Annotated in this window: 23 protein-coding genes, 1 tRNA gene and 1 pseudogene; 8 read left to right on the top strand and 17 right to left on the bottom strand. The window is 60.7% G+C overall.

The features are described from left to right. The first annotated feature begins 37 nt into the window (after positions 1–37). Entirely contained in the window at positions 38–508 is a 471-nt protein-coding gene (locus ACFELO_RS14400) for a MarR family winged helix-turn-helix transcriptional regulator (protein ID WP_440958462.1), read from the top strand. On the opposite strand, the pseudogene ACFELO_RS14395 reads toward ACFELO_RS14400, so the two are convergent. Next, positions 505–657: pseudogene (locus tag ACFELO_RS14395) on the bottom strand (hypothetical protein); the annotation flags it as partial. The gene ACFELO_RS14400 and the pseudogene ACFELO_RS14395 overlap by 4 nt on opposite strands. A 58-nt stretch (positions 658–715) precedes the next feature. Here ACFELO_RS14395 and ACFELO_RS14390 point away from each other — a divergent pair. Both ACFELO_RS14390 and ACFELO_RS14385 read left to right on the top strand, forming a co-directional pair. Further along, positions 716–949 carry a helix-turn-helix domain-containing protein gene (locus ACFELO_RS14390; RefSeq protein WP_440958461.1) on the top strand — a complete coding sequence of 78 codons (234 nt, stop codon included), beginning with the start codon at positions 716–718 and terminating at the stop codon, positions 947–949. Continuing rightward, positions 930–2,099 carry a helix-turn-helix domain-containing protein gene (locus ACFELO_RS14385; protein ID WP_440958460.1) on the top strand — a complete coding sequence of 390 codons (1,170 nt, stop codon included), beginning with the start codon at positions 930–932 and terminating at the stop codon, positions 2,097–2,099. The genes ACFELO_RS14390 and ACFELO_RS14385 overlap by 20 nt, the downstream gene beginning before the upstream one ends. Here ACFELO_RS14385 and ACFELO_RS14380 read toward each other — a convergent pair. Together ACFELO_RS14380 and ACFELO_RS14375 are read right to left on the bottom strand one after the other, a co-directional pair. Then, on the bottom strand, positions 2,092–2,961 hold the full coding sequence (locus ACFELO_RS14380) for a DNA-methyltransferase (RefSeq protein ID WP_440958459.1): 870 nt from the start codon (positions 2,959–2,961) through the stop codon (positions 2,092–2,094). The genes ACFELO_RS14385 and ACFELO_RS14380 overlap by 8 nt on opposite strands. A 211-nt stretch (positions 2,962–3,172) precedes the next feature. Next, a tRNA-Leu gene (locus ACFELO_RS14375) sits at positions 3,173–3,259 on the bottom strand. 231 nt (positions 3,260–3,490) lie between these two features. Here ACFELO_RS14375 and ACFELO_RS14370 point away from each other — a divergent pair. Together ACFELO_RS14370 and hslV are read left to right on the top strand one after the other, a co-directional pair. Further along, positions 3,491–4,480 carry a complex I NDUFA9 subunit family protein gene (locus ACFELO_RS14370; RefSeq protein ID WP_440958458.1) on the top strand — a complete coding sequence of 330 codons (990 nt, stop codon included), beginning with the start codon at positions 3,491–3,493 and terminating at the stop codon, positions 4,478–4,480. Beyond that, positions 4,480–5,034, top strand: coding sequence for an ATP-dependent protease subunit HslV (gene hslV, locus ACFELO_RS14365; RefSeq protein ID WP_440958457.1), 555 nt, complete (start codon positions 4,480–4,482; stop codon positions 5,032–5,034). Before ACFELO_RS14370 ends, hslV begins: the two co-directional genes overlap by 1 nt. A 221-nt stretch (positions 5,035–5,255) precedes the next feature. Here hslV and ACFELO_RS14360 read toward each other — a convergent pair whose 3' ends face one another. Both ACFELO_RS14360 and ACFELO_RS14355 read right to left on the bottom strand, forming a co-directional pair. Beyond that, entirely contained in the window at positions 5,256–6,428 is a 1,173-nt protein-coding gene (locus ACFELO_RS14360) for a saccharopine dehydrogenase family protein (RefSeq protein ID WP_440958456.1), read from the bottom strand. 73 nt (positions 6,429–6,501) lie between these two features. Continuing rightward, positions 6,502–6,933 (bottom strand): VOC family protein, encoded by a 432-nt coding sequence (locus ACFELO_RS14355; RefSeq protein WP_440958455.1) that lies wholly within the window; start codon positions 6,931–6,933, stop codon positions 6,502–6,504. 109 nt (positions 6,934–7,042) lie between these two features. Here ACFELO_RS14355 and hslU point away from each other — a divergent pair, with 109 nt between their 5' ends. After that, positions 7,043–8,347 (top strand): ATP-dependent protease ATPase subunit HslU, encoded by a 1,305-nt coding sequence (gene hslU / locus ACFELO_RS14350; RefSeq protein ID WP_440958454.1) that lies wholly within the window; start codon positions 7,043–7,045, stop codon positions 8,345–8,347. Here the strand turns inward: hslU and ACFELO_RS14345 are convergent. The 4 genes from ACFELO_RS14345 to ACFELO_RS14330 all read right to left on the bottom strand — a co-directional run bounded on the left by ACFELO_RS14345 (position 8,344) and on the right by ACFELO_RS14330 (position 12,853). Next, a complete protein-coding gene (locus tag ACFELO_RS14345; protein ID WP_440958453.1) occupies positions 8,344–9,063 on the bottom strand; it encodes a hypothetical protein in 720 nt (239 codons plus the stop codon). The genes hslU and ACFELO_RS14345 overlap by 4 nt on opposite strands. A gap of 179 nt (positions 9,064–9,242) precedes the next feature. After that, a complete protein-coding gene (locus tag ACFELO_RS14340; protein ID WP_440958452.1) occupies positions 9,243–10,790 on the bottom strand; it encodes a serine hydrolase domain-containing protein in 1,548 nt (515 codons plus the stop codon). Positions 10,791–10,856: 66 nt separating this feature from the next. Further along, a complete protein-coding gene (locus ACFELO_RS14335) occupies positions 10,857–12,458 on the bottom strand; it encodes an ankyrin repeat domain-containing protein (protein WP_440958451.1) in 1,602 nt (533 codons plus the stop codon). Further along, positions 12,455–12,853: a BlaI/MecI/CopY family transcriptional regulator gene (locus tag ACFELO_RS14330; protein ID WP_440958450.1), complete on the bottom strand. Its 399-nt coding sequence runs from the start codon at positions 12,851–12,853 to the stop codon at positions 12,455–12,457. Before ACFELO_RS14330 ends, ACFELO_RS14335 begins: the two co-directional genes overlap by 4 nt. Positions 12,854–13,018: 165 nt before the next feature. Between ACFELO_RS14330 and ACFELO_RS14325 the strand changes: the two genes are divergently transcribed. Then, entirely contained in the window at positions 13,019–13,648 is a 630-nt protein-coding gene (locus ACFELO_RS14325) for a hypothetical protein (RefSeq protein WP_440958449.1), read from the top strand. On the opposite strand, the gene ACFELO_RS14320 is transcribed toward ACFELO_RS14325, so the two are convergent. From ACFELO_RS14320 to ACFELO_RS14310, 3 genes are read right to left on the bottom strand one after another with little or no spacing between them, the layout of a single operon-like run. Then, entirely contained in the window at positions 13,613–14,215 is a 603-nt protein-coding gene (locus tag ACFELO_RS14320; protein ID WP_440958448.1) for a Smr/MutS family protein, read from the bottom strand. The two genes, ACFELO_RS14325 and ACFELO_RS14320, sit on opposite strands and share 36 nt — an antisense overlap. Then, positions 14,215–15,486 (bottom strand): murein transglycosylase A, encoded by a 1,272-nt coding sequence (gene mltA / locus ACFELO_RS14315; RefSeq protein ID WP_440958447.1) that lies wholly within the window; start codon positions 15,484–15,486, stop codon positions 14,215–14,217. The genes ACFELO_RS14320 and mltA overlap by 1 nt, the downstream gene beginning before the upstream one ends. Continuing rightward, positions 15,431–16,090 (bottom strand): Tim44/TimA family putative adaptor protein, encoded by a 660-nt coding sequence (locus ACFELO_RS14310; RefSeq protein ID WP_440958446.1) that lies wholly within the window; start codon positions 16,088–16,090, stop codon positions 15,431–15,433. The genes mltA and ACFELO_RS14310 overlap by 56 nt, the downstream gene beginning before the upstream one ends. Positions 16,091–16,274: 184 nt before the next feature. Here ACFELO_RS14310 and secB point away from each other — a divergent pair, with 184 nt between their 5' ends. Next, complete coding sequence (gene secB, locus ACFELO_RS14305) at positions 16,275–16,778, top strand: protein-export chaperone SecB (protein ID WP_440958445.1); 504 nt, start codon at positions 16,275–16,277, stop codon at positions 16,776–16,778. 1 nt (position 16,779) lies between these two features. Here secB and dnaQ read toward each other — a convergent pair whose 3' ends face one another. Genes dnaQ through ACFELO_RS14280 form a run of 5 tightly spaced genes read right to left on the bottom strand, consistent with a single transcriptional unit; the run spans position 16,780 to position 20,348 of the window. Continuing rightward, positions 16,780–17,493: a DNA polymerase III subunit epsilon gene (gene dnaQ, locus ACFELO_RS14300; protein WP_440958444.1), complete on the bottom strand. Its 714-nt coding sequence runs from the start codon at positions 17,491–17,493 to the stop codon at positions 16,780–16,782. Beyond that, positions 17,490–18,095, bottom strand: a complete 606-nt coding sequence (gene coaE, locus ACFELO_RS14295) for a dephospho-CoA kinase (protein WP_440958443.1) — start codon at positions 18,093–18,095, stop codon at positions 17,490–17,492. The genes dnaQ and coaE overlap by 4 nt, the downstream gene beginning before the upstream one ends. Then, the gene (aroE, locus tag ACFELO_RS14290) at positions 18,092–18,916 is read right to left on the bottom strand and encodes a shikimate dehydrogenase (RefSeq protein ID WP_440958442.1); all 825 of its coding nucleotides are present in this window, start codon (positions 18,914–18,916) and stop codon (positions 18,092–18,094) included. Before aroE ends, coaE begins: the two co-directional genes overlap by 4 nt. 4 nt (positions 18,917–18,920) lie before the next feature. Then, complete coding sequence (locus ACFELO_RS14285; protein WP_440958441.1) at positions 18,921–19,505, bottom strand: Maf family protein; 585 nt, start codon at positions 19,503–19,505, stop codon at positions 18,921–18,923. Between the two features lie 9 nt (positions 19,506–19,514). After that, positions 19,515–20,348, bottom strand: a complete 834-nt coding sequence (locus tag ACFELO_RS14280; protein WP_440958440.1) for a pyruvate, water dikinase regulatory protein — start codon at positions 20,346–20,348, stop codon at positions 19,515–19,517. Between the last annotated feature and the right edge of the window lie 361 nt (positions 20,349–20,709).

Here is a 20,709-nt window from a genome sequence, read left to right as displayed (position 1 = left end):
ATATTATCGTGTGCGATTTTCCAGCATGGACCCGAGCATGAGCCCGTCGCCTCCCCTGACCCCCGATCTCGCCACGCTGGATGACCAGCTGTGCTTTGCGATCTATTCGGCCAACACCGCGATCAACCGCATGTACCGGCCCTATTTGAGCAAGCTGGGTCTGACCTATCCGCAATACATCGCGCTTCTGGCGCTGTGGGAGACCGACGATGTGACGGTGGGCGCGCTGGGCAAGCGCCTGTTTCTGGACACCAATACGCTGACGCCGCTGCTCAAACGCCTTGAGGGCATGGGTCATCTGACCCGCACGCGGGACCCCAGGGACGAGCGCGTGGTGCGCATCCGCCTGACCGATCAGGGCCGCGCCCTGCAGGCGCAAGCCTCAGACGCGCTTGCCTGCGTGCACGCCATGGCCAGCGAAGCGAATGTGGATCTCAAACCCTGGATCAAGGCGCTGGGCCATCTGCGCACCGAAGCGCTGAAAAAAGCGCAATCCGCGGGGGGCTAGGCTTTACCCGCTTTCGCCTCCGCCTTGGCGCGCTCCTGATTGAGCGCGAACAGGCGGGCGAGGATGTCATCCTCTGACAGCTCAACGGGCCAGCCATAGGCTTCGGCCACCGCCTCATCCAGCGCCTGATGCGCATGGTCGAGCCAGGCCTGATAAAGATACGGATAGTCCGTGTTCTTATCGGCATCATGCAGCTTATCAAAAGACATGATTTCAGATTCTGATGCAATCCTTTGGTGGTTTGGTGCCCGCGTCCGCGCTCTCAGATTGAGTCGCGGACTGTCGCAAGAAGTTTTCGCTGACACTGCTGGACTAGACCGAACTTATGTGGGTGGAATTGAAAGAGGCGAGCGAAACATTGGCCTCAAAAATGTAAAGAAAATCTCTGACGCTTTAGAGATTTCCATTTGTGAGTTATTCGATGACAATTTCGAACTCTGAGTATCTCGGAGAACTATTAAATCGCTTAAAGCAAGCTCGCGAAGAACGTGGGCTTTCTGTTTCGGAGGTCGAAAAATCTTTGATCGTCGGACCTGGCTGGGTATCAGCTGTAGAAAGAGGCGATATTCATCCAAGTCTCGATTTCGTCACAAGCATGATCTCGGTCTACGGAATGACACTTGCTGATTTGGCTAAAGGCGTTGAAGGTGGCGTTCCTTCTATCAGCCGCACAATCCAAGCAGTTCAGGCCGATGGAGGTATAGATATCCATTTTGATTATGCGAAGTATGATGCAGTCTATCATCTGGCCGATGCATCAATAGAACAATACAACGAAGTGATCCTCACAATGCGCAACGGTCTCGCGCAACTTAGCGCCGAGAACCTTAGCACAGAGATTGAGAAGTCGATCAAAACGGAAAGTGTCGCAAACGCCTTTTTAAAGGCCGTAAATTTATGGCCTCACGCCAATCCGTCCGATATTTGGTGGTTTTTGATTTATCGAGCATATTGCGACCAGTATAATCATCCCTCCGAGCACTGTCGTCTCGATTTCACACAAAGCTGGAAACGAACTGGTGGCTGGGCGCTTGAACGAATTCTGGAGCGGCACTATGGACCAGCCCTTGCAGCCAAAGGTGTTAACTTAATCATCGCAGATGGCGCGCAGAAAACACGATTACTGAAGGGTTTTGAGCTCAACGGTCACCGCATCGAGGCCGATAAAATTGATATCGCACTCACAATCGGAACGGGCTCAAAAGAAAAGCTAATTGGCGTCGTCCATGTAAAAGCAAGCTTTGCAGAAAGGCGGACAGATGACGTGCCAATGAGCCAAGCATTCGTAGAAGCCGGATATATTTCTCCGCTTTGGACAATGGATTGTAAAAGCACTCCCTCGGCTCAGCCTAAAAACCGCGGTGAACTTGGTAAGCCATACAAAGGCTCTGGACCCGATAGCAGAAGCGCCAAGCGTAGAGACATAGAAGACGATGCTTATTTCTCTGCTTGCTTCTCCTATAATCGCAATACTGCGCCGACCCCCGCCGACTTCGTAGATGCGAAGGCAAAGGTGAGAGTTTGCGATTTCTCTAATCCAGAAGACGCTTTTCTAGAATTTATAGTATCTGAAAGCGATCGCTTTAAATGAGTTTTTGCTTCTCTACTTCAATCGTTTGCTTCATGCGCTCATTGGAAGCCACCACCTGTTCTGGGTCGATTTCAAAGCCAATGTAAGAGCAGCCAAGCTTCAATGCAGCAATACCTGTTGTACCTGAACCAGAAAATGGATCAAAAACTATCACATCTTTACCTGATTTGCCGTATGCGTCGATACAACGTGTGGGCAACTCTTCAGGAAACCGTGAGAAATGTTTGACGCCTTCAATTTTCTCGTTGGAAATATCCCAAACACTCTTAACTGGCGGGTTTACTCGAAAGCTGTGTTTCTCCCCCCGTGCGAACAAATATACAGACTCATGATATCGATGTGGACGACGGCATCTTCCTTCAGGCATGGGATTTCGCTTCCGCCAAATTACCTCCCCCCTGTATAAATATCCTTGGTCACACAGATCAATTACCATTCTATAGGGTAGAGCCAATAAATTGCCGTATGAAAGCCAATTTTGATTCTTGTCTATAAAAGCCTTTCTTTTTGCTCGTGGCTTTATATATGCTGAATTATTCTCAGGTAGGCCCGTTTTTTTAGCTCCTAAAGTACTGAACTGACGGTCATCCACTCGCCAATTCACAGGCGTATTATAGGCATCGCCTATATTAATCCAGAGAATGCCTTCCGGTTTTAGTTTCGGAAGAAGCTTCCCAAAAACCTCTTTAAGAAAAAGAAGATAGTCTCGGGGGTCCGGCTCGACTCCCATCCCTATTGTGAGACGCTGCCCCCAGTAGGGGGGCGAGGTAATCGCAATATCTATCGATGAGTCTGGAAGACTCTCAATCATTTCCAAGCAATCGCCCTCATAAACGGCGTTAAGGTCAAAAGCGCCTAGCATCCGATTCTCCAGGTGATACTTATAGTCATCATATAGACAAGGTTGCCTAAAGCAATACTGGGGCGTTGATTCAACTCATAAACTCGTCAGCGAACTTGGCTTTCATGCGTCAACGCCCAATTGGCAGGCAGATACGCACCGCCCCAGCCCGGAACGAAAAAAGCCGCTGCTTGTGCAGCGGCTTTTTTGGTCTCGATCATCCTTGGAAGGATGGTGCCCAGGAGAAGACTCGAACTTCCACTCCCTTGCGGGAACTGGCACCTGAAGCCAGCGCGTCTACCAATTCCGCCACCTGGGCAGGTGAGGAGCGGGGGTGATACGGCGATGGATGGCGGCTGTCAACGGGGATGGCGCCGTTGATCTGCACATCCTGTGCAGATGGCTGCGGCGCTTGCATTTGCCGGGCCGCACGCGCGGGCCGCGATCACTGCGCCGCATGGACATGTCACCCCGTTTTGGTCTATCGCCCTATCAAACCTATCTTACATGTCGCACGCAGCTTCGCGCGCGAGCCTTTCAGGGGCGGACCATGACTCTTCGCAATGAAATGATCACTGTTTTCGGCGCTTCGGGCTTCATCGGCCGGTATGTGGTGCGTGAGCTGGCCAAGGCCGGCTACCGGGTGCGCGCCGCGACCCGCCGTCCGCATCTGGCCCATGAGCTCAAACCCATGGGCGTTGTCGGCCAGGTCCAGCTGATGCAGGCCAATCTGCGCAATGAAGACTCCGTGCGCCGCGCCGTGGATGGCGCGCATGCGGTGGTCAATCTTGTGGGCATCCTGTCCCAGAGCGGCAAGCAGAGCTTCAAATCCCTGCAGGCGGACGGCGCGGGCCTTGTGGCCAAATGCGCCGCCGAGGCCGGCATCACCAATTTCGTGCAGATCTCGGCCATTGGCGCGGATGAGGACAGCAAGTCCGAATACGCCCGCACCAAGGCGCTGGGCGAGAAGGCCGTGCGCGAGGCGATCCCGTCTGCTGTGATCCTGCGCCCCTCGATCGTATTCGGCACCGAGGACGGTTTCTTCAACAAGTTCGGCTCCATGGCACGCTTTGCGCCGGCCCTGCCGCTGATCGGCGGCGGCAAGACCCGCTTCCAGCCGATCTTCGCCGGCGATGTGGCCGAGTGCGTGCTCAAAGCCGTGGATGCGCCCTCAAAATACGCCGGGCGCACGTTCGAGCTGGGCGGGCCGAGCACCTACAGCTTCAAGGAGCTGATGGAGTTCATCCTGACCACCATCCGCCGCAAGCGGTTCCTCGCGCCTGTGCCCTTCATCGCGGCTTACCCGCTGGGCCTGATGGGTGAGATTCTGGGCGCGATCCCGTTCGTGCAGCCTTTCCTGACCCGTGATCAGGTGACCTTGCTGAAATCGGACAATGTGGTCGGCGCCTCGGGTGAGGATCTGGGCGCGACGGCGGATTTCGACATTGATCTTGAGACCGTCGAAGCCATCACCCCGACCTATCTGGTGCGCTATCGCAAGGGCGGCCAGTTCTCTGAAGACCCTGAACTGATTGCATAATGGCAGATACCGAACGCAAGTTTCCCGGCTGGCGCGGCACGACGATCCTGAGCGTGCGCAAGAACGGCAAGGTGGTTCTGGCGGGCGATGGCCAGGTGTCCATAGGCGACACGGTGGTCAAGGCGACCGCCCGCAAGGTGCGCCCCATCGCCAGCGGCAAGGTGATCACCGGCTTCGCCGGCGCCACGGCCGACGCCTTTGCGCTGTTCGAGCGCCTTGAAGGCAAGCTTGAGCAATATCCCGATCAGCTGGCGCGCGCCTGTGTGGAGCTGGCCAAGGACTGGCGCACCGATCGCTATATGCGGCGGCTGGAAGCCATGCTGATTGTGGCGGACAAGACCGAGACCTTCACCCTGACCGGCGCAGGCGATGTGCTGGAGCCTGAAGACGGCGTCGCCGCCATCGGCTCGGGCGGCAATTACGCCCTGTCCGCAGCACGCGCCCTGCTCGAATACGAGGAAGACGCTGAAGTGATCGCCCGCAAGGCCATGAAGATCGCCAGCGAGATCTGCGTCTATTCCAACGGCAATCTGACCGTCGAGACGCTGGGTTAGAGCCGGGCGCTCAGAGCTGAACACTAAAAAAACCCCGGCCTTGCGCCGGGGTTTTTCTCTAGATGGCTGCACGGTCAAACATACATCTAGGCTGACATTCTCAACTGTCATCCCGGCCCTGAGCCGGGATCTGGTGACAGCGTCTCTATGATCAGAACAGAGCGTTTTCGCCAGATCCCGGATCGCCTGTGGCGTCCGGGATGACAGTTCACAGAAGAAACCTATTCCTCGATCGCGAACGTCAGGCCGGCATGGTCTGACAGGCGCTTGATCAGGGCGTCGCCCATGGCGGGGGCGGTGGTGTAAACCCCGCCCGGCGTCTGGTCGCGGCTGACATCCTTCACCAGCGCCAGCGCGCTTTCAGCGATCATCTTCGAGGTCGAGCCATAGCCCGGATCCTTGTCGCCCTTCACGGACGCGGTGAAGCGCTGGCCGTCGGCGGTCTCGCCGGTGAACATCACATCATAGAAGCCGGTTTCACGCTCTTGTTTTGAGGGGCCTTCGCCGGGCTTGGGCGGATTGTCCTGCATGGAGCGATCATTGGCGATGGCGTGAGCAAATTGCTCGCCCTTGTCGCCGGGGCCGGTCATGAACATCTCGTCGTAGACAAAGTCCGCGCCATAGGCGTGCCCCATCAGGGCGTTCGAGCGATGCACATTCTTGGTGTTGATCGTCGCCATCACGAAGGGGGCGGACCAGACGCCCAGATCCTCTTCAAAAATCACCTTGGCGCCATGGGGCTGCTTGGGACCTTCAAAATCCTCGCACAGCGAGAAGGGGTCTTTCAGCCAGTCGATGATTTCAGGCTGTTTGGCGGCCCGTTTCATGGTCTCGGCGAAGCTCGCCGCGGTGCCGCCCGAGAAGGTGCCCTTCATGGCGCGAACCCGGCCCTTGATGCGCGACAGCGGCTTGCCGGTTTTCTCTTTCACATGCTGCTGCAGGAAATAGACGCCCAGATCAAAGGGCACAGAGTCAAAGCCGCACGAATGCACGATGCGTGCGCCAGAGGCCTTCGCCTTGCCCGAATACTCCGCGATAATGTCATGCATCCAGGCCGGTTCGCCCGACAGGTCCACATAATCGGTCCCGGTCTCGACGCAGGCTTTGACCAGCGCTTCGCCATAAAGCTGGTAGGGGCCGACCGTGGTGATCACGGCGCGTGTGCGCCCGGCCATGGCTTTGAGCGAGGCGGGATCAGAAGCGTCCGCCACAATGAGCGGGGTGTCAGACGGCGCGCCGATCTCGTCGCGCACGCTCTTGAGCTTGTCCTCGGACCGGCCCGCCATGGCCCAGCTGATCGACTTGCCATATTCGCTGGCGAGATATTCCGCCACCAGGCGCCCGGTGAAGCCGGTTGCGCCATAGATCACGACGTCAAATTCTGCGTTCGACATTCGGGTCTCCTCCCTGACTGGTTAGTTCACTCATTAAGTGAATTGGGGGAGAAGCGCCAGCCCGCAAGCGCGTTCAGGTATCAAGCTCTGTCGCAAACACCATGGCATCATCGCGAAACGCCTTGAATTCCAGGGCGTTGCCCGCCGGGTCATGGACGAACATCGTCTTCTGCTCGCCCGCTTTGCCGGCAAAGCGCACATAGGGATCAATGACGAAGGGCGTGCCGGCCCGGCGCAGGCGCTCGGCCAGCGGATCAAACTGGTCCCAGTCGAGGATCAGGCCGAAATGGCGAACGGGGACGTTCTTGCCATCCACGGCGCCGGTCCTGGCCAGATGGCACTCTTCGGGGGCCAGATGGGCGACGATCTGATGGCCCAGAAAGTCAAAGTCGATCCAGTGCTCGCTCTCGCGGCCCTGCGGGCAGCCCAGCACCTCGCCATAGAAGCGGCGCGCCGCTTCAAGGTCATCCACGGGGAAGGCCAGATGGAAACGGGGACGGGACATCACACACTCCTTCATCAGGCCCTGCAGATGCGGGCTTTGTGTTCGGGGCGGTAAGCCCCTACATGTCTGCAATGCTTACCACCCAATCGAACAAAAGACATGGGGCGTCATGACTGAGTTTTCTCCGCGCGAAATCGTCCATGAGCTCGATCGCCACATCATCGGCCAGGGCGACGCCAAGAAAGCGGTCGCCATTGCGCTGAGAAACCGCTGGCGCCGCAAGCACCTGCCCGAGGGGCTGCGCGAAGAGGTCACGCCGAAGAACATCCTGATGATCGGCCCGACGGGCGTCGGCAAGACCGAAATCTCCCGCCGTCTGGCGAAACTCGCAGGCGCGCCCTTCCTCAAGGTCGAGGCCACCAAGTTCACCGAAGTGGGCTATGTGGGCCGGGATGTGGATTCCATCGCCCGCGATCTCGTGGAAGTCGCCATCACGCTGGTGCGCGAGAAAAAGCGTGAAGAGGTCAAAGCCAAGGCCCATGGCGCTGCCGAACAGCGCGTTCTGGATGCGCTGGTGGGCAAGGACGCCGGCAGCTCCACGCGGGACGCCTTCCGCAAGAAGCTGCTGTCGGGCGAGCTCGATGACAAGGAAATCGAGATCGAGATCATCGATGACAGCGCCAACCCGTTCCAGGGCATGGACCTGCCGGGCATGGGCTCGATGGGCGTGATCAATCTTGGCGACATGCTTGGCAAAGGGTTTGGCGGCAAGCCCAAAACCCTGCGCACCACGGTGAAAGAAGCCTATGAGCCGCTGATCAACGAGGAAGCGGACAAGCTGCTCGATGAGAACCAGATCCAGTCCGACGCCATTCGCCTTGCCGAAAACGAGGGCATCGTCTTCCTGGATGAGATCGACAAGGTGTCCGCCCGCGCCGATGCGCGCGGCGCCGATGTCTCCCGCGAGGGCGTGCAACGCGACCTGCTGCCCCTGATCGAGGGCGCGACGGTGTCCACCAAGTACGGCCCGATGAAGACCGACCACGTCCTCTTCATCGCCTCGGGCGCCTTCCATGTGTCAAAGCCTAGCGATCTTCTGCCCGAGCTGCAGGGCCGCCTGCCGATCCGCGTCGAATTGCAGGCGCTGAACCGTGATGATTTCCGCGCCATCCTGACCGAACCGGAAGCGAGCCTGATCACTCAGTATGTGGCGCTGATGAAAACCGAAGGCTTCGAGCTGAGCTTTGACGACAGCGCGATTGACGCCATCGCCGACTTCGCCGCCGAGGTGAACGCGAGCGTCGAGAATATCGGCGCGCGACGGCTCCAGACCATTCTGGAGAAGGTGTGCGAGGAGATCAGCTACACCGCCTCGGACCGCTCCGGCGAAAGCCTGACGATCGATGCGGACTATGTCGGTGAGAAAGTGGGCGGGCTGGCGCGAAACGCGGACCTGTCCAAGTTCATCCTCTAGGCGGGACTGGCGTCCAGCCGGATGCGTTCTGTGATCTTGATGACATAACTCAGCCTGTGTTTGGCCAACAGGGCGATCACCTGATACTTTGTCAACAGGACCGATTGCCGGTACAGCTCGAAGAAATTCTCGACCGAGCCAAGATAGGTTTCGAGCCGGTCTTTAAGATCGGCTTGTCCTGTCATTGCGAAGATTGCATTGCCGATCACTGCGACAATCGCGCCGCCGAGTCCTGGCAACAGGACTGCGCCGACAAGCGTCATGACCAGACCAATCAAGCGTGCATTCGAGTTGTCCTCGAGCACCGCAACGATTTCCTCTTCAAGGGAGTCCGGCGTGCGACTGAGATGCGCTGACACGATCAGCGCTTTGATCCTGTTACGCTCTTCCTCACTTATCGGCGGGAAATTAGCGATAGCGAGGCTGTCGGAGAGTTCGCGCGAATAAACCTCCGCCATCTCCTCCAGTACGGCCTTCAGGCTCTCATTTATCACGTCCGAGGACAGGAACTCGTTCGCCCGGATCTTGTTGCGAACCACATCCTCCACCCGCTCGCTCAGATCCCGGCCCAGCTTGATATAGAGGGCTGACACCAGATTCTCGATATGCGTGTATTTTTTAAGATTACTGCTGACCCGGCGGTATCCGAACCGAAAGATCAAACCTAATGCGCCCAGCACGAACGGCAGGGCGGCCAGTAAAACCGCCAGATCCATATCAATTCCCCCTCGCCTGTCAGCAGAATGCCTGCAAACAAGAGGCGAGTCCCGCTCAAATCTGGTCCGGGAGAGGGAAATGTGACTCAGCCGACGCGGCGCCCCATAAGGGTGCGCCGCGCCGAAAAAAGGGGACCGGCGCGGCGCGAGCTGAAAGCGGCGCCGGCCGAAGCCGCACGCTATGAAGCGGGGAGATACACCGTCTCAGCTGACGCCATAGAAGCCTCAACCGAGGTCACTTGCGCAAGTGCATTGGTGTTGAACTTGAGTTCAAAAACGCCTGATCTTAGTGAAAAATCAGTAATGTAGAAACGGTCCGGCGCCACGGGAACCAGCGGGGAGCCGTTCTGACCCCCATTATAGCTCGCCATCAGCTGACCGTTTTGAAGATAAATGGTCAGGTCAAAGATGAAGGGCGGCGCCGCCATCTGGACCTGCAGGTCGAGCGGAAAATCAGGATCAACCGAATACACGCCCTCATAGCGCGCCAGCTGCGCCTCGGTCAGGCGAACAGAGGGCACGTCGAGCACGGGATTGACCGTCCAGCCCATCACATCATTCATCGCATTGCGGATCTCGACCGCCAGATCCATGCCGTTCGCGCCATTGGTCAGAATGACAAGGCCGTCACCCGTGGCCAGATGGCCCTCCATCCAGGTGCGGTAGGAATTGTTGGTCCCGCCATGATGGAAGATGAAGCTCTCGCCCCGGCCTTCCAGACGCGGCCCCAGACCATGTTCGGACGGAGAAACCTGCGTCATCATCTGCTGGCCCAGAACCGGGTGCAGATACCCGCTCTGCCCGCGATAGGCGTTGATCATCTCCGCCGTCAGGCGCGCCAGATCATTCGCACTGGTCCACAGGCCGGACGCCGCCATTTCCGGAAAGGCTTCATAGCCGCGCGGCAAGGCGGCAGGGGCGCCGTTCCGGTCATGGGCCTTGGCGATATCGCCATAGTCTTCCGGCAGCGGATTGGCGAAGCTTGACCGGCTCATGCCCAGCGGGCCGAACAGGGCCTGTTCGGCGCTGTCCTCAAACGTCATGCCCGTCGCCTGGGCGATCAGACCTTCCAGAAGCGTGTAACCGCCGCCCGAATAGCGATAGCTCATGCCCGGACGCGCCTCGATCCGCAGGGGGTCATGCTCGGCCGGGGCCTGCCCGTTCAGGGTCTGCGCGCGGGTCGGCAGGGCCTCGCCCGGCAGGAAGTCCGCAAAGCCGTGAAGATTGAGCCCGCCCGTATGGGACAAAAGCATGCGCACAGTCAGCGGCGCATCGCCAAACGCGCTCGCGTCCGGCGACCAATAAGGCAAAGCGTGGCTGATATCGGCATCGAGATCGAGCGCGCCGGACTGAACCAGATTCAGCGTCATGAAGGCGGTCGCCATCTTGCTGACCGAGCCCGCCGAGAACACCGTATCCGCAGTCACCGGCGCATCAGACCCGGCCTGCAACACGCCATAGCCCTGTGCAAAGACAATTTGGCCATCCTCGATCACCGCGACGGCGACGCCCGGCACGCCGTAATGGGCCATGCGCTCTTCCAGCGTGTAGCGCTCGACAACGCCATCATATGAGAAGCGCCCGCGCAGGCTGTCGGTAAAGCTCTCAGGGCCTGTCCGGGTGAACGCCGAAGCCGGCTGGCAGGCGGACAGTATCGGTGTTGAAACCAGCGCTGCAGCGCCCAGCATCAGGGCCGACAGAGCGGGCGTTAAGCGGAATGAAGGCATAGGGGTCTCCTTTCCATCAATCGACGGATTACCAGAAAGTCTGTTTTTTGTTGTTTTTAGAGTAGGTTAGTTTGTCTGAGGCGGTTGGTGGCGCGCGCCATGTTCTAACAGCCAGTCCGCCATCGCCATTTGCTCATGGCGTTGGGCTTCACTGAGGGGCGAACGATAGGGTCCGCCAAAATCGCCCGGCGCCGCAGGCACGGTCAGGGACACATCCGCGCCCGCCATCACCAGCAATTGGGCCGCCCCGATCTGTCCGGCCGCCGCCGCATTGATCAGCGGCGTCTCATCGCTGGGAACATAGCCGTTCGGGTCCGCGCCAGCGATCAGAAGCCGGGTGATCACCTGCAAATGACCGCCTCGGGCTGCATTGGTCAGCGGGGAGCCATTCTGGGGCGCGGCCAAATCCACCTGCGCGCCCGCCTCCAGCAACAGATCCACCACATCCAGGCTGCCCGCACGCGCCGCGACGATCAGGGCCGTGCCGGACTGACGGGTGACAAGATCGGGCTCGGCGCCGGCTTCCAGCAGCAATGCGACCATGGCCACGTCCGAGCGACGGCTCGCCTCGATCAACGCCGTGCCATCGGTCGGCCAGATGCGGTTCACATCCGCGCCGCGCTCAAGCCGCGCTTCAACCGTGGCGAGATCACCCTGGCGCACGGCCTGGATCAGGCGCGATTCCAGCAGATCCATGGCGCCCACGCGGGGGGTGAAAACGATCGCAAGCACCAGAAGGACCGGCAGGGCGATCATCATGTTCAGGAAAGAACGACGCACGGAGCCTGCACGCACATGAGCCAAAGCGTTCACTCGAAACCTCAATTCGGATTTGCGCGGCGGTTGCGCCGCCAGCGTCAGGGGACGCGCCAGAACCGCTTTCTGAGCGGCGTCGAGCAGCGCATGGGCCAGCACCAGCGGCTTGCCATGGGTGCGCACAGCCGCTTCATCGCACAGCGCCTCGCGCATGCTGCGCACATGGCGGTTGAGATGATGCACGCCCGGCGCCCACCAGAACGCACAGGCAATCAGGCGCTGGGCCAGCCCGGTCAGGGCGTCATGGCGCCGGATATGAGCGATCTCGTGTTCGAGCACGGCCTGCCCCGCCTCATCAAAACGGAAGTCTTCAGGGATCACGATCACGGGGCGCACAAATCCGGCCACCATGGGAGAGAGCACGTCCCGGCTCTGGCGCAGATCAACCCGGCGCGACAGGGCGAGATCAGTCGTCACAGGCACAGCCCGACGGGTCAGCCGGTTGAGAGCCCACAGATCGCGGACCAGACCCAGACCCGCCCAGACCAGCCCGATCATCCACGCAAACACCAGCACAAAACCGAGCCCGGTCAGCACATGGGCCAGCGCCAGACCGGGATCCTGCGCCGTCAGCGCCTCGACCGGCAGAGCCGCCAGCGTCTCGGGCGAGATCACAGGCACTGGCGCAATCGCGCCCGGGCTGACGCTGAGCCCGTCAATCGCCTTGCCGCGCGCGGGACTGAGGGCGATCAGGAAGATCACCGGCAGGGTGAACACCAGCGCCAAAGCCAGATCATGACGCTCGCGGATGCGCGTTTGCGGCGCGACCCGGTCAAGCACCAAAGTCGCCAGCGCGAACACCGTCGAGGCGATCAGCACGAACAGGGCGGCCTGAAACAGGGCGGAATTCATGCGCCGCCGCCTTTCTCCTCGCTCTGCCGGAGCAGTTCGGCGCGCAAGGCGTCAATGTCATCCAGCGTCAGCGCCTCGTCCTCAATCAGGTGCTGGGCGAGCGCCTGGGGCGAACCGCCGAAGAAGGATTTGAGCACGCTGCCCAATGCGGTGCGCTGGGCGCCTTCCTGGGACAAGGCCGGTGCATAGATATGCGCCCGACCTTCCTTGCGGAAATTGACATAGCCCTTGTCCGCCATGATGCGCACCGTGGTCAGAACCGTCGTGTAGGCAAGGCCATAGGCGGGTTCGAGCGCATCGGTGAGCTCGCGCACGCTGGCTTCGCCGCGCTCCCACAGCACGCTCATGATGCGGTGTTCGGCTTCGGTGAGGGTCGGGGAAGGGGTGCGGGCCATCTACGAATTCCTTAGTTTTAAGTTCTGTCGCACAGCGCAGGACGGCAATCAACTAAAAACTTAGTTTTATCGGAAACTGCGGGATGTCTGGCGGAATCTGATCGCTCTCACGCCTTTGATCTGAAAGCGATAGCGCGGCTCGCGACGACGCTCTACTCTGCCTGCATGAGCTATATCGACTCCTATGATCATGTGCTGGTGGGCTATATGGCGGGCCTGCCGCTCTATCGACCGCTTGAGGACATTCCCGGCCCCGAGAACGGCTTTTTCCGGGAGGATTTTCCATGCCGGAAAGACCAGCTGGTGCTGGGTGGCGGCTCAGGCGAGCATGAAGGTCTGGTGCTGGCCCGGCCCGGCGCCGCCATGGCGCTCTATGCCCTTGATAGCGAGGATTTCGAGTTTCCCGAGGCTGAGAGAGCCCGCCTGAACGCCCTGATCGCGGAAGCGCCTGTTCTGGTGCGCTATGGCTGGGACGGCTCAACCCATCGCCAGTTCAAGGCGCGCTGCAAGTCCGCCGCCCTGCCCAACCCGTATGACCGCCATTACGGGCCATTCGACGCCTGGCTGGCCATGGGCTTTGGCGAATTCTGCTATGCCGCCATGCCCGATCTCGACCCGGACATGGCCAAGGCCTTGCGGGCCTGCCAGATCCAGCCGCCCGTGCATGTGCGTTATAGCAACGTGCTGCTGCCGCCGCCGGGCCTGCCGGTCTATGCGCGCAGCGGGACCGCGTTCGAGGCGCGCCTGCGCATCTTTGGATCAGAGCGCGCGGAGCATGACGTAGAAGGCGCCTGAACCGCCATGACGGCGATTGGCTTCGGCATAGCCCGAGGCCAGAAGCGCAAAGTCCGGATCGCGCATCCATTGGGTGAAGGAGCGGCGCAAAATGCCTGGCAAGGCCCGCTCATCGGGCTGCCAGGGCTGGTAACGGCGGTCATCCAGCGCGCGGGCGCCCGCCCCCTTTCCGGTAATCACCAGCACGGTCCGCATGCCGTTGGACCGGCAGCGATGCAGAAATCCCAGCAAGGCCTGACGTGCGTGCGAGGTGGTCATGCCATGCAGATCGAGCCGCGCCTCGACCTCCACCTGACCGCGGCGGACCTTCTTTTCCGGGCTGCGGTCCACGGGCACGCGCCGCTTGGGGCGCTGGGCCATTTCGCGCATCAGATCGCGCTGCAGCGCGCCGGTCTTGATCGGTTCGGTCTGGGGGATGGGTAGGGATTTAGGCTTGGGCGGCTCGATATCCTCGCGCTCCAGCCGTTTGAGACGGTCTTCATCGATCGGTTTCACCCCACGCGCAAACCGGGTCCAGAGCTCGCGCTCTTCAGGCTTGAGCCCGCGGGGTGTGCGCCGCTTGCCCATTATCGCAACTGACGGGACGCCAGCGCATTGGGCAGGAGCAACGTCCAGCGCGCCGCCGGATCATTCTGGCGCCCGGCGCGCTCGCCCGCCTCATAACCCCACCCAAAGAACAGATCGCCGCGCGCTGCGCCCTGAATGGCGCCGCCGGCGTCCTGGGTAATCACAAGCCCCGTCCAGTCCGGCTCGCCATGAATGGCGGCGTTGAGCACGACCGGCACGCCCCAGGCGTGATGGGCCGCGTCTACCGCGAGCGAAGCCATAGGCGTCAGAGGCGCGCCCTGCGCCCCGATCGGGCCCTCGGTATGGTCATCGAGACTATCGAGCGTGAAGAAGACATAGCGCGGGTTTTCATCAAACAAAGGCCGCCAGGACTGGGGCCCGCGCAGGCGCAGCCAGTTCTCGATATCCTGTTTGGAGGCGTTGTGTTCAGACAATTCGCCCCGATCAATCAGGATGCGCCCGATGGACACGTAATCACGCCCGTTATGGGCAGCAAAGCGCACCCGCGCTTCAGAGCCGTCCGGATAGTGCAGTCGGCCCGAGCCCTGGATCTGCAGGAAGAACACATCAATCGGACGGCCCCAGGCCAGCGGCACGCCCAGATTTTGCGCCTCGATCTCCGCGCGGGACTGATAGGGGACGAACTGGCGATCCGCCGCCCGGCCCACCACGCGCTGACCTTCAAGCCCGGCGATGAACTGACCGAGATCGCCTGTCAGAAGGTCGCCCGGCAGGCCCCTGATCGCCATGGAGAACTCCGCCGTCGGGGCGGCGCTGACCTCCACCACCGGCTCGTAATAGCCGGTCAGGCGGCCCGCGCCCTCAAGCGCGACCGGGGTGAAATTGCGTTCAAAGAAGGCGCGCGCATCCTCCGGACCCGCGTTCATGCCGTCCAGCATCGCCGCTTGCAGGCATACGCCGCGCCAGTCGCCTGCATTGCCGGCATAGCGTACGCGCGGGTTCATCGGCTCATGATCGGGGCGCTGCTCGATCCGCTCACACGAGCGCACAAAGGCGGTGAGCGCCGAATGCGCATCCACATGACGCCAGCCCTCAACCGAGGAAAACGGTACAGCATGCAGCTCGACCGAAGAGACCGCCGGACGCGGCGGCTGGCCGCCGGGGCGCGTCGGATGGCCCGGCTGGGACGGAGCAGAGGGTGAGGGCGCGCTGGAACAGCCCGCCAGAACGAGCAGGGCGAAGAGGCCAAAAAGCCTAAGCGGGTTTGACCCCGGACAGGCGCCAGTTGGGGTTCTCGCTGGTGACGTCACGCTCAAAGCTCCAGATCTCATCGACCGTTTTCAGTGTGGTGAGGTTGCCCTCCACCACATCTCCCTGAGCATTGCGGGTTTCACTGGCGAGCTCGACGGAGAAGGCGATCTTCACCTTGGCCCGATTATCGTTAAGAGAGGCTTCAGAAATGTCCGCAGACTTGATGCGGTCAATCTCCGTGGTCACCGTCCAGTCCTTCTCCTCACGCGCCGCGATGGCCTGGTCATAGGCCTTCATCACACGCTCGGTCAGAAGCGGCTCAAGCGCCTCGCGATCGCCCTTGGCATAGGCCAGAACGATCATTTCATAAGCGGCCTTTGCGCCCTTGCGGAACTCTTCAGGATCAAAGGACGGGTCCTGGCGGGCGATCTGCATCAGGCCTTCACCGGCCGGACCCGCAAACTGCACCGCAAAAGGCGTTTCATCAGCCTGGGGCCGCATGGAGGGCGGCGGTGCGCCAAGCCCGGCGGCTTCTGCACGCTCGCGCTGTTCACGCTCCACATCCTCGGCGGTGCGCCCGGAGGGCTTGCCCAGAACCATGTACAGGCGCACGCCCAGGAACACGGCCAGACCGGCAAAGAACAGGATTTGAAGAATGTCCATAAAGACGCTCGCGCAAGATTTGTAGGCGGTGTTTATGCAGATATAGGGGTTCAAGTCCGCCGCGTCACGCGGGCGGTTGCGCTTGCCGCAGGCGCCCCTGCGTGCTACCCGCCCCGCTTCACCCTTAGTTGTTTGCGGGATTTATGCTGTTGCATGCTCCCGACCAAAGCTTGAGTTGACCAACATGACCGACGCGCCCGCGACGCCGCAAGGCGGCGACCAGCCGATGCCTCCCGCCATTCGTGTGGCGGGTCAGTATGTCAAAGACCTGTCATTTGAAAATCCCGGCGCGCCCGAAAGCCTGCGCGGCGCCGGCCAGCCCAATATCGATCTGAGCGTGGACGTTCAGGCGCGCGATCTGGGCAATGACATGTATGAAGTCGCGCTGATCATCGGCGCCCGCGCCCAGCGCGAACAGAACCCGGTCTTCATCGTCGAGCTGACCTATGCCGGCCTGTTCCAGATCCAGAATGTGGATCCGCAATCGCGCGAAGCCTTCCTTCTGATCGAATGCCCGCGCCTGATCTTCCCGTTCGCGCGTCGCGTCCTGTCTGACGCCACCCGCGATGGCGGCTTCCCGCCGCTGATGCTGGAGCCGGTCGACTTTGCCGCGCTCTACCGTCAGCAAGCGGCCCAGCGCGCCCAGGCCCAGCAAGGCGCCCCGGCGACCCCGCCGTCCGACGCCTAGATTATTGAGCTGATACGTCAGCCTTCAACAGTCCCAGAGACTGCCAGAGCGGGTCGTCCATTTCCGAGATAAACTCGGCATGGGCGGCCCGTTCCTGTTCAGTGACCAGGCTGGAAAGGGCTTTGGGTCGTGGCGCGCGGGTGGGATAGACCACCGTGCCATCCCCGCCATCCGCGCCCGTAAAGCTCAGGGATTGCTCCCGTCCGCCATTGAGCTCGAGATAGACCTCCGCCAATAGGTAGGAGTCGATCAGCGCCCCGTGCTTGGTCCGGCTGTCGAGCGAAACGTCAAAGCGCTTGCACAAGGCATCAAGGCTGGCCGGCGCACCGGGGAATTTCTCCCGCGCAATCGCGGCGGTATCGATGAAACGCGCCTTGGGAATGATCGGCTTGCCGCAGCGCTCAAGCTCCATATTGATGAAGCCCATATCGAACATGGCGTTGTGCGCGACTAGCGTTGAGTCCTCGATGAAGTCGAGGAACTGATCGACCACTTCAGCAAATTTCGGCTCGTCCTTGAGCATTTCCCAGGTGTGCCCGGTCACCGCCGTCACTTCAGCGGGAATGTCGCGCTCGGGATTGATCAGGATGCGCAGATCCTTGCCCGTGGGGATCAGGTCGATCACCTCAACACAGCCGATCTCTGTGACGCGGTCGCCGCCGCGCGGATCAAGGCCGGTGGTCTCGGTATCGAAAATGATCTCGCGCTTGCTCACCGCGTATCCCCGCTCAACTTCAATTCTTCCAGAAGCGCCCGCACCTGCGCGCGGGCATGGTCCACACCCTGGCTGGTGTCGATGACATGATCAGCCCGGGCGCGCTTGTCCGCATCCGGCGTCTGGCGCGCGAGGATGGCTTCAAACTTGTCCACGCTCATGCCCGGCCGGGCCAGGACCCGCTCACGCTGGACTGCTTCGGGCGCGGAAACCACCACCACATGATGCACCTGATCATGCTGGCCGGTCTCAAAGAGCAGCGGAACATCCAGCACCACCATGGGCGCGTTCGCCTGTTCCGCCTCAGAGAAGAAGCGCCGCCGCGCCGCGCCCACCAGCGGGTGAACAATGGCGTTCAGGGTCTCGAACTTTGACGGGTCCGCCTGCAGGGCGGCGGTCAGCGCGGCGCGATCCACACCCCCCGCCTCGCTGGTGCAACCGGGAAAGGCGTGTTCGATCAGGGGCACGGCCTCACCGCCCGGCTGATACATACCGGCGACGGCGGCGTCCGCGTCAAACACCGGCACGCCTTCTTCCTTGAACAGGTTTGCGGTGGTGGACTTGCCCATGCCGATGGAGCCAGTGAGACCAAGAATGATCATGAACGATGCTCCAGCTCGGCCAGCAGGCCATGCCGGACCCCGTCATGGTCCGGCGCCGGCGCGCCGAAGAAGCGCGCAAAGGCCGGTCGCGCCTGTCCCACCAGCATGATCAGCCCGTCCGCCGTACGTCGTCCCAGACGCTCGGCCTGCATCAGCAGCCCGGTCTTTAGCGGTGAATAGACCATATCAAACACCAGCGCGTCTTCGGCCGTGCCTGACAAATCAACCTCTAAAGCCGGTTGGCCGGTCATCCCCAGCGAGGTGGCGTTGATCACAAGCCGGGCGCCTTCAAAGGCGGAGGCATCATCAAGCGTCTGAATGTGTGCGGATAGTCCAAATTCATCCGCCAGTGCCTCGGCGCGATCCCGGCTGCGGTTGAGGATACGGACCTCCCGATCCTGAGCCTTGAGATGGTAAAGCGCGGCGCGCGCGGCGCCCCCGGCGCCAATCAGCACCGCCGGCCCAAAACCTGAATCTGATTCAAGTGCGCGGGCGATCCCCACATGGTCGGTATTGTCCGCCTCGATCCGGCCTTCGCGCCAGATCAGCACATTCGCCGCGCCGATAGCGCGGGCGGCGTCAGAGGCCGTATCAGCGATTTTCAGCGCCGTTTCCTTGTGGGGAACCGTGATATTCACCCCCACAAGACCGGCATTGAAACGCGCGCGGGCCGCAGCTTCAAAGGCGTCGGGTTCACATTCAATGATCGCGTAATCACCCGGCTGGCCGGTTTCATCAAGCCAGGTCTTCATGATCAGCGGTGAAAGGGAGTGCTTGGCGGGCCAGCCCACCACCGCCGCTTTGGGCCATTCGCTCGCCATACCCTCAACCCGCCAGCACGCCATGCTCACGCAAGGCGCCAAGCACGGGGATCAGGGACAGGCCCAGAATGGCGTAGTAATCGCCCTCAGTGCGTTCAAACAATTGCGCGCCCAGACCTTCAAAGGCATAGCAGCCCACACCCTTGGTAAGGATATCGCCAGCGTTTTCAAGATAATCAGCCAGGAACGCGTCCGAGAAATCCCGCATCACCAGCATGGATGTCGCCTGATGCCGCCAGACAATCTCGCCATCCCGCGCAAAGGCGATCCCGCCTTGCAGGTAATGGGTTTGCCCGCGCAACTGACGCAAACGGTCTTCCGCTTCCTTGACCGAGCGAGCCTTGTCATAGGCCGCACCGTCAAATTCGAGCACCTGATCAGAGCCCAGCACCAGCGCGCCCGAACGACGGTTTGACACCTCAAGCGCTTTCAGTTCCGCCAGTTTCAGCGCCAGCGCCGCCGGATCCCCGGAAAAGCTGTCCTTGACGGCGCCTTCATCGATATCGGCGGGATCCACCTCGAACTCGACATGGGCGTTTTCAAGAATGGCGCGGCGAGACGCCGAACCCGAGGCAAGGATGAAGCTCATGACAAGGCTCTAGAATTTGGATTTATGCTCCTGGAGAAGGTTCAGAACCTTCGCCGCGGTCTCTTCAATCGAGCGTCGCGTGACGTCGATGGAGGGCCAGTTATAGCGGGCAAACAGACGCTTGGCGTGAATGATTTCCTCTTTCACGGCTTCCTCATCCACATATTCTGTGGAGCGGTCCTCCTTCAGATTCAGCAAGCGATTGCGCCGGATCTGGACGATGCGTTCAGGCGAGGCGGTCAGCCCCACGATCAGGGGTTTTTTCAGCCGGTAGAGGATTTCAGGCAAGGGCGCGCCCGGCACCAGCGGAATGTTGGCGGTGCGCACACCGCGATGGCCCAGATAGATGCTGGTCGGGGTCTTGGACGTGCGCGAAATCCCCAGAAGGATCACATCCGCGCTGGCCAGATCATCGCCCTGCCCATCATCATGGGCCATGGAATAGTTCATCGCCTCGATCCGGCGATAATAATCCGCATCCAGAACCCGCTGGGCGCCCGCCTTACCCTGGACCGGCGCGCCCAGATAGCTCGACATCGTGGCCTGAATGGGATCAAGCACCGCCAGCGCCGGCATGCCCATGGACGCGCAGGCGTCTTCGAGATCGCGACGCAGCTCGGCATTGACCAGCGTGAACATGACAATGCCCGGATAGGCCTTGATATGCTCAAGCGCGCGCTCCAGCTGTCTTGGCGACCGCACCAACGCATACAAATGCTCGATCGGCAGCACATTCTGGAACTGGGCGACCGAAGCGCGCATCACCTCCATCAGGGTCTCACCCGTAGAGTCCGAGATCATATGCACATGAAAATAGATGCTGATGTCAGCGGACCGGGGCATGCGCGGCTCCTTGAGCGTTTTCATCCCCCATCGGTAGCCCAGTGCGCGCAAGCTGTGAATAACCCTGTCTGCTTGTCCACGATTCAGCCCGGTCCGGGGACAGAACACAGAGCCGGTCCCGATTGGCGCCCAATCGGCGCCCACACATTCACAAACGGGAATAAACAGGCGGCGTCAGAGCGCCGATCTGTCGACAATTGCCTGAGTCATTTTCTCGGTTTTAGACCGATCTTTCGCGACACACTTCGCTAGGCCACGGTTAACGAAGGTAAAAAATGGGTTAACGTCCCATTCTGATACAAAAGTCAGACCGTGGATGACCGGCTTTCACAGGGTGTGGATATCCGGCGCCAGCGGTGAA

Origin of the sequence: Oceanicaulis sp. LC35 (assembly GCF_052055585.1) — a bacterium.
Lineage (GTDB): Bacteria > Pseudomonadota > Alphaproteobacteria > Caulobacterales > Maricaulaceae > Oceanicaulis.
Note: the sequence above shows the minus strand (reverse complement) of the source record. Positions and strands in the feature narration are given on the sequence as shown.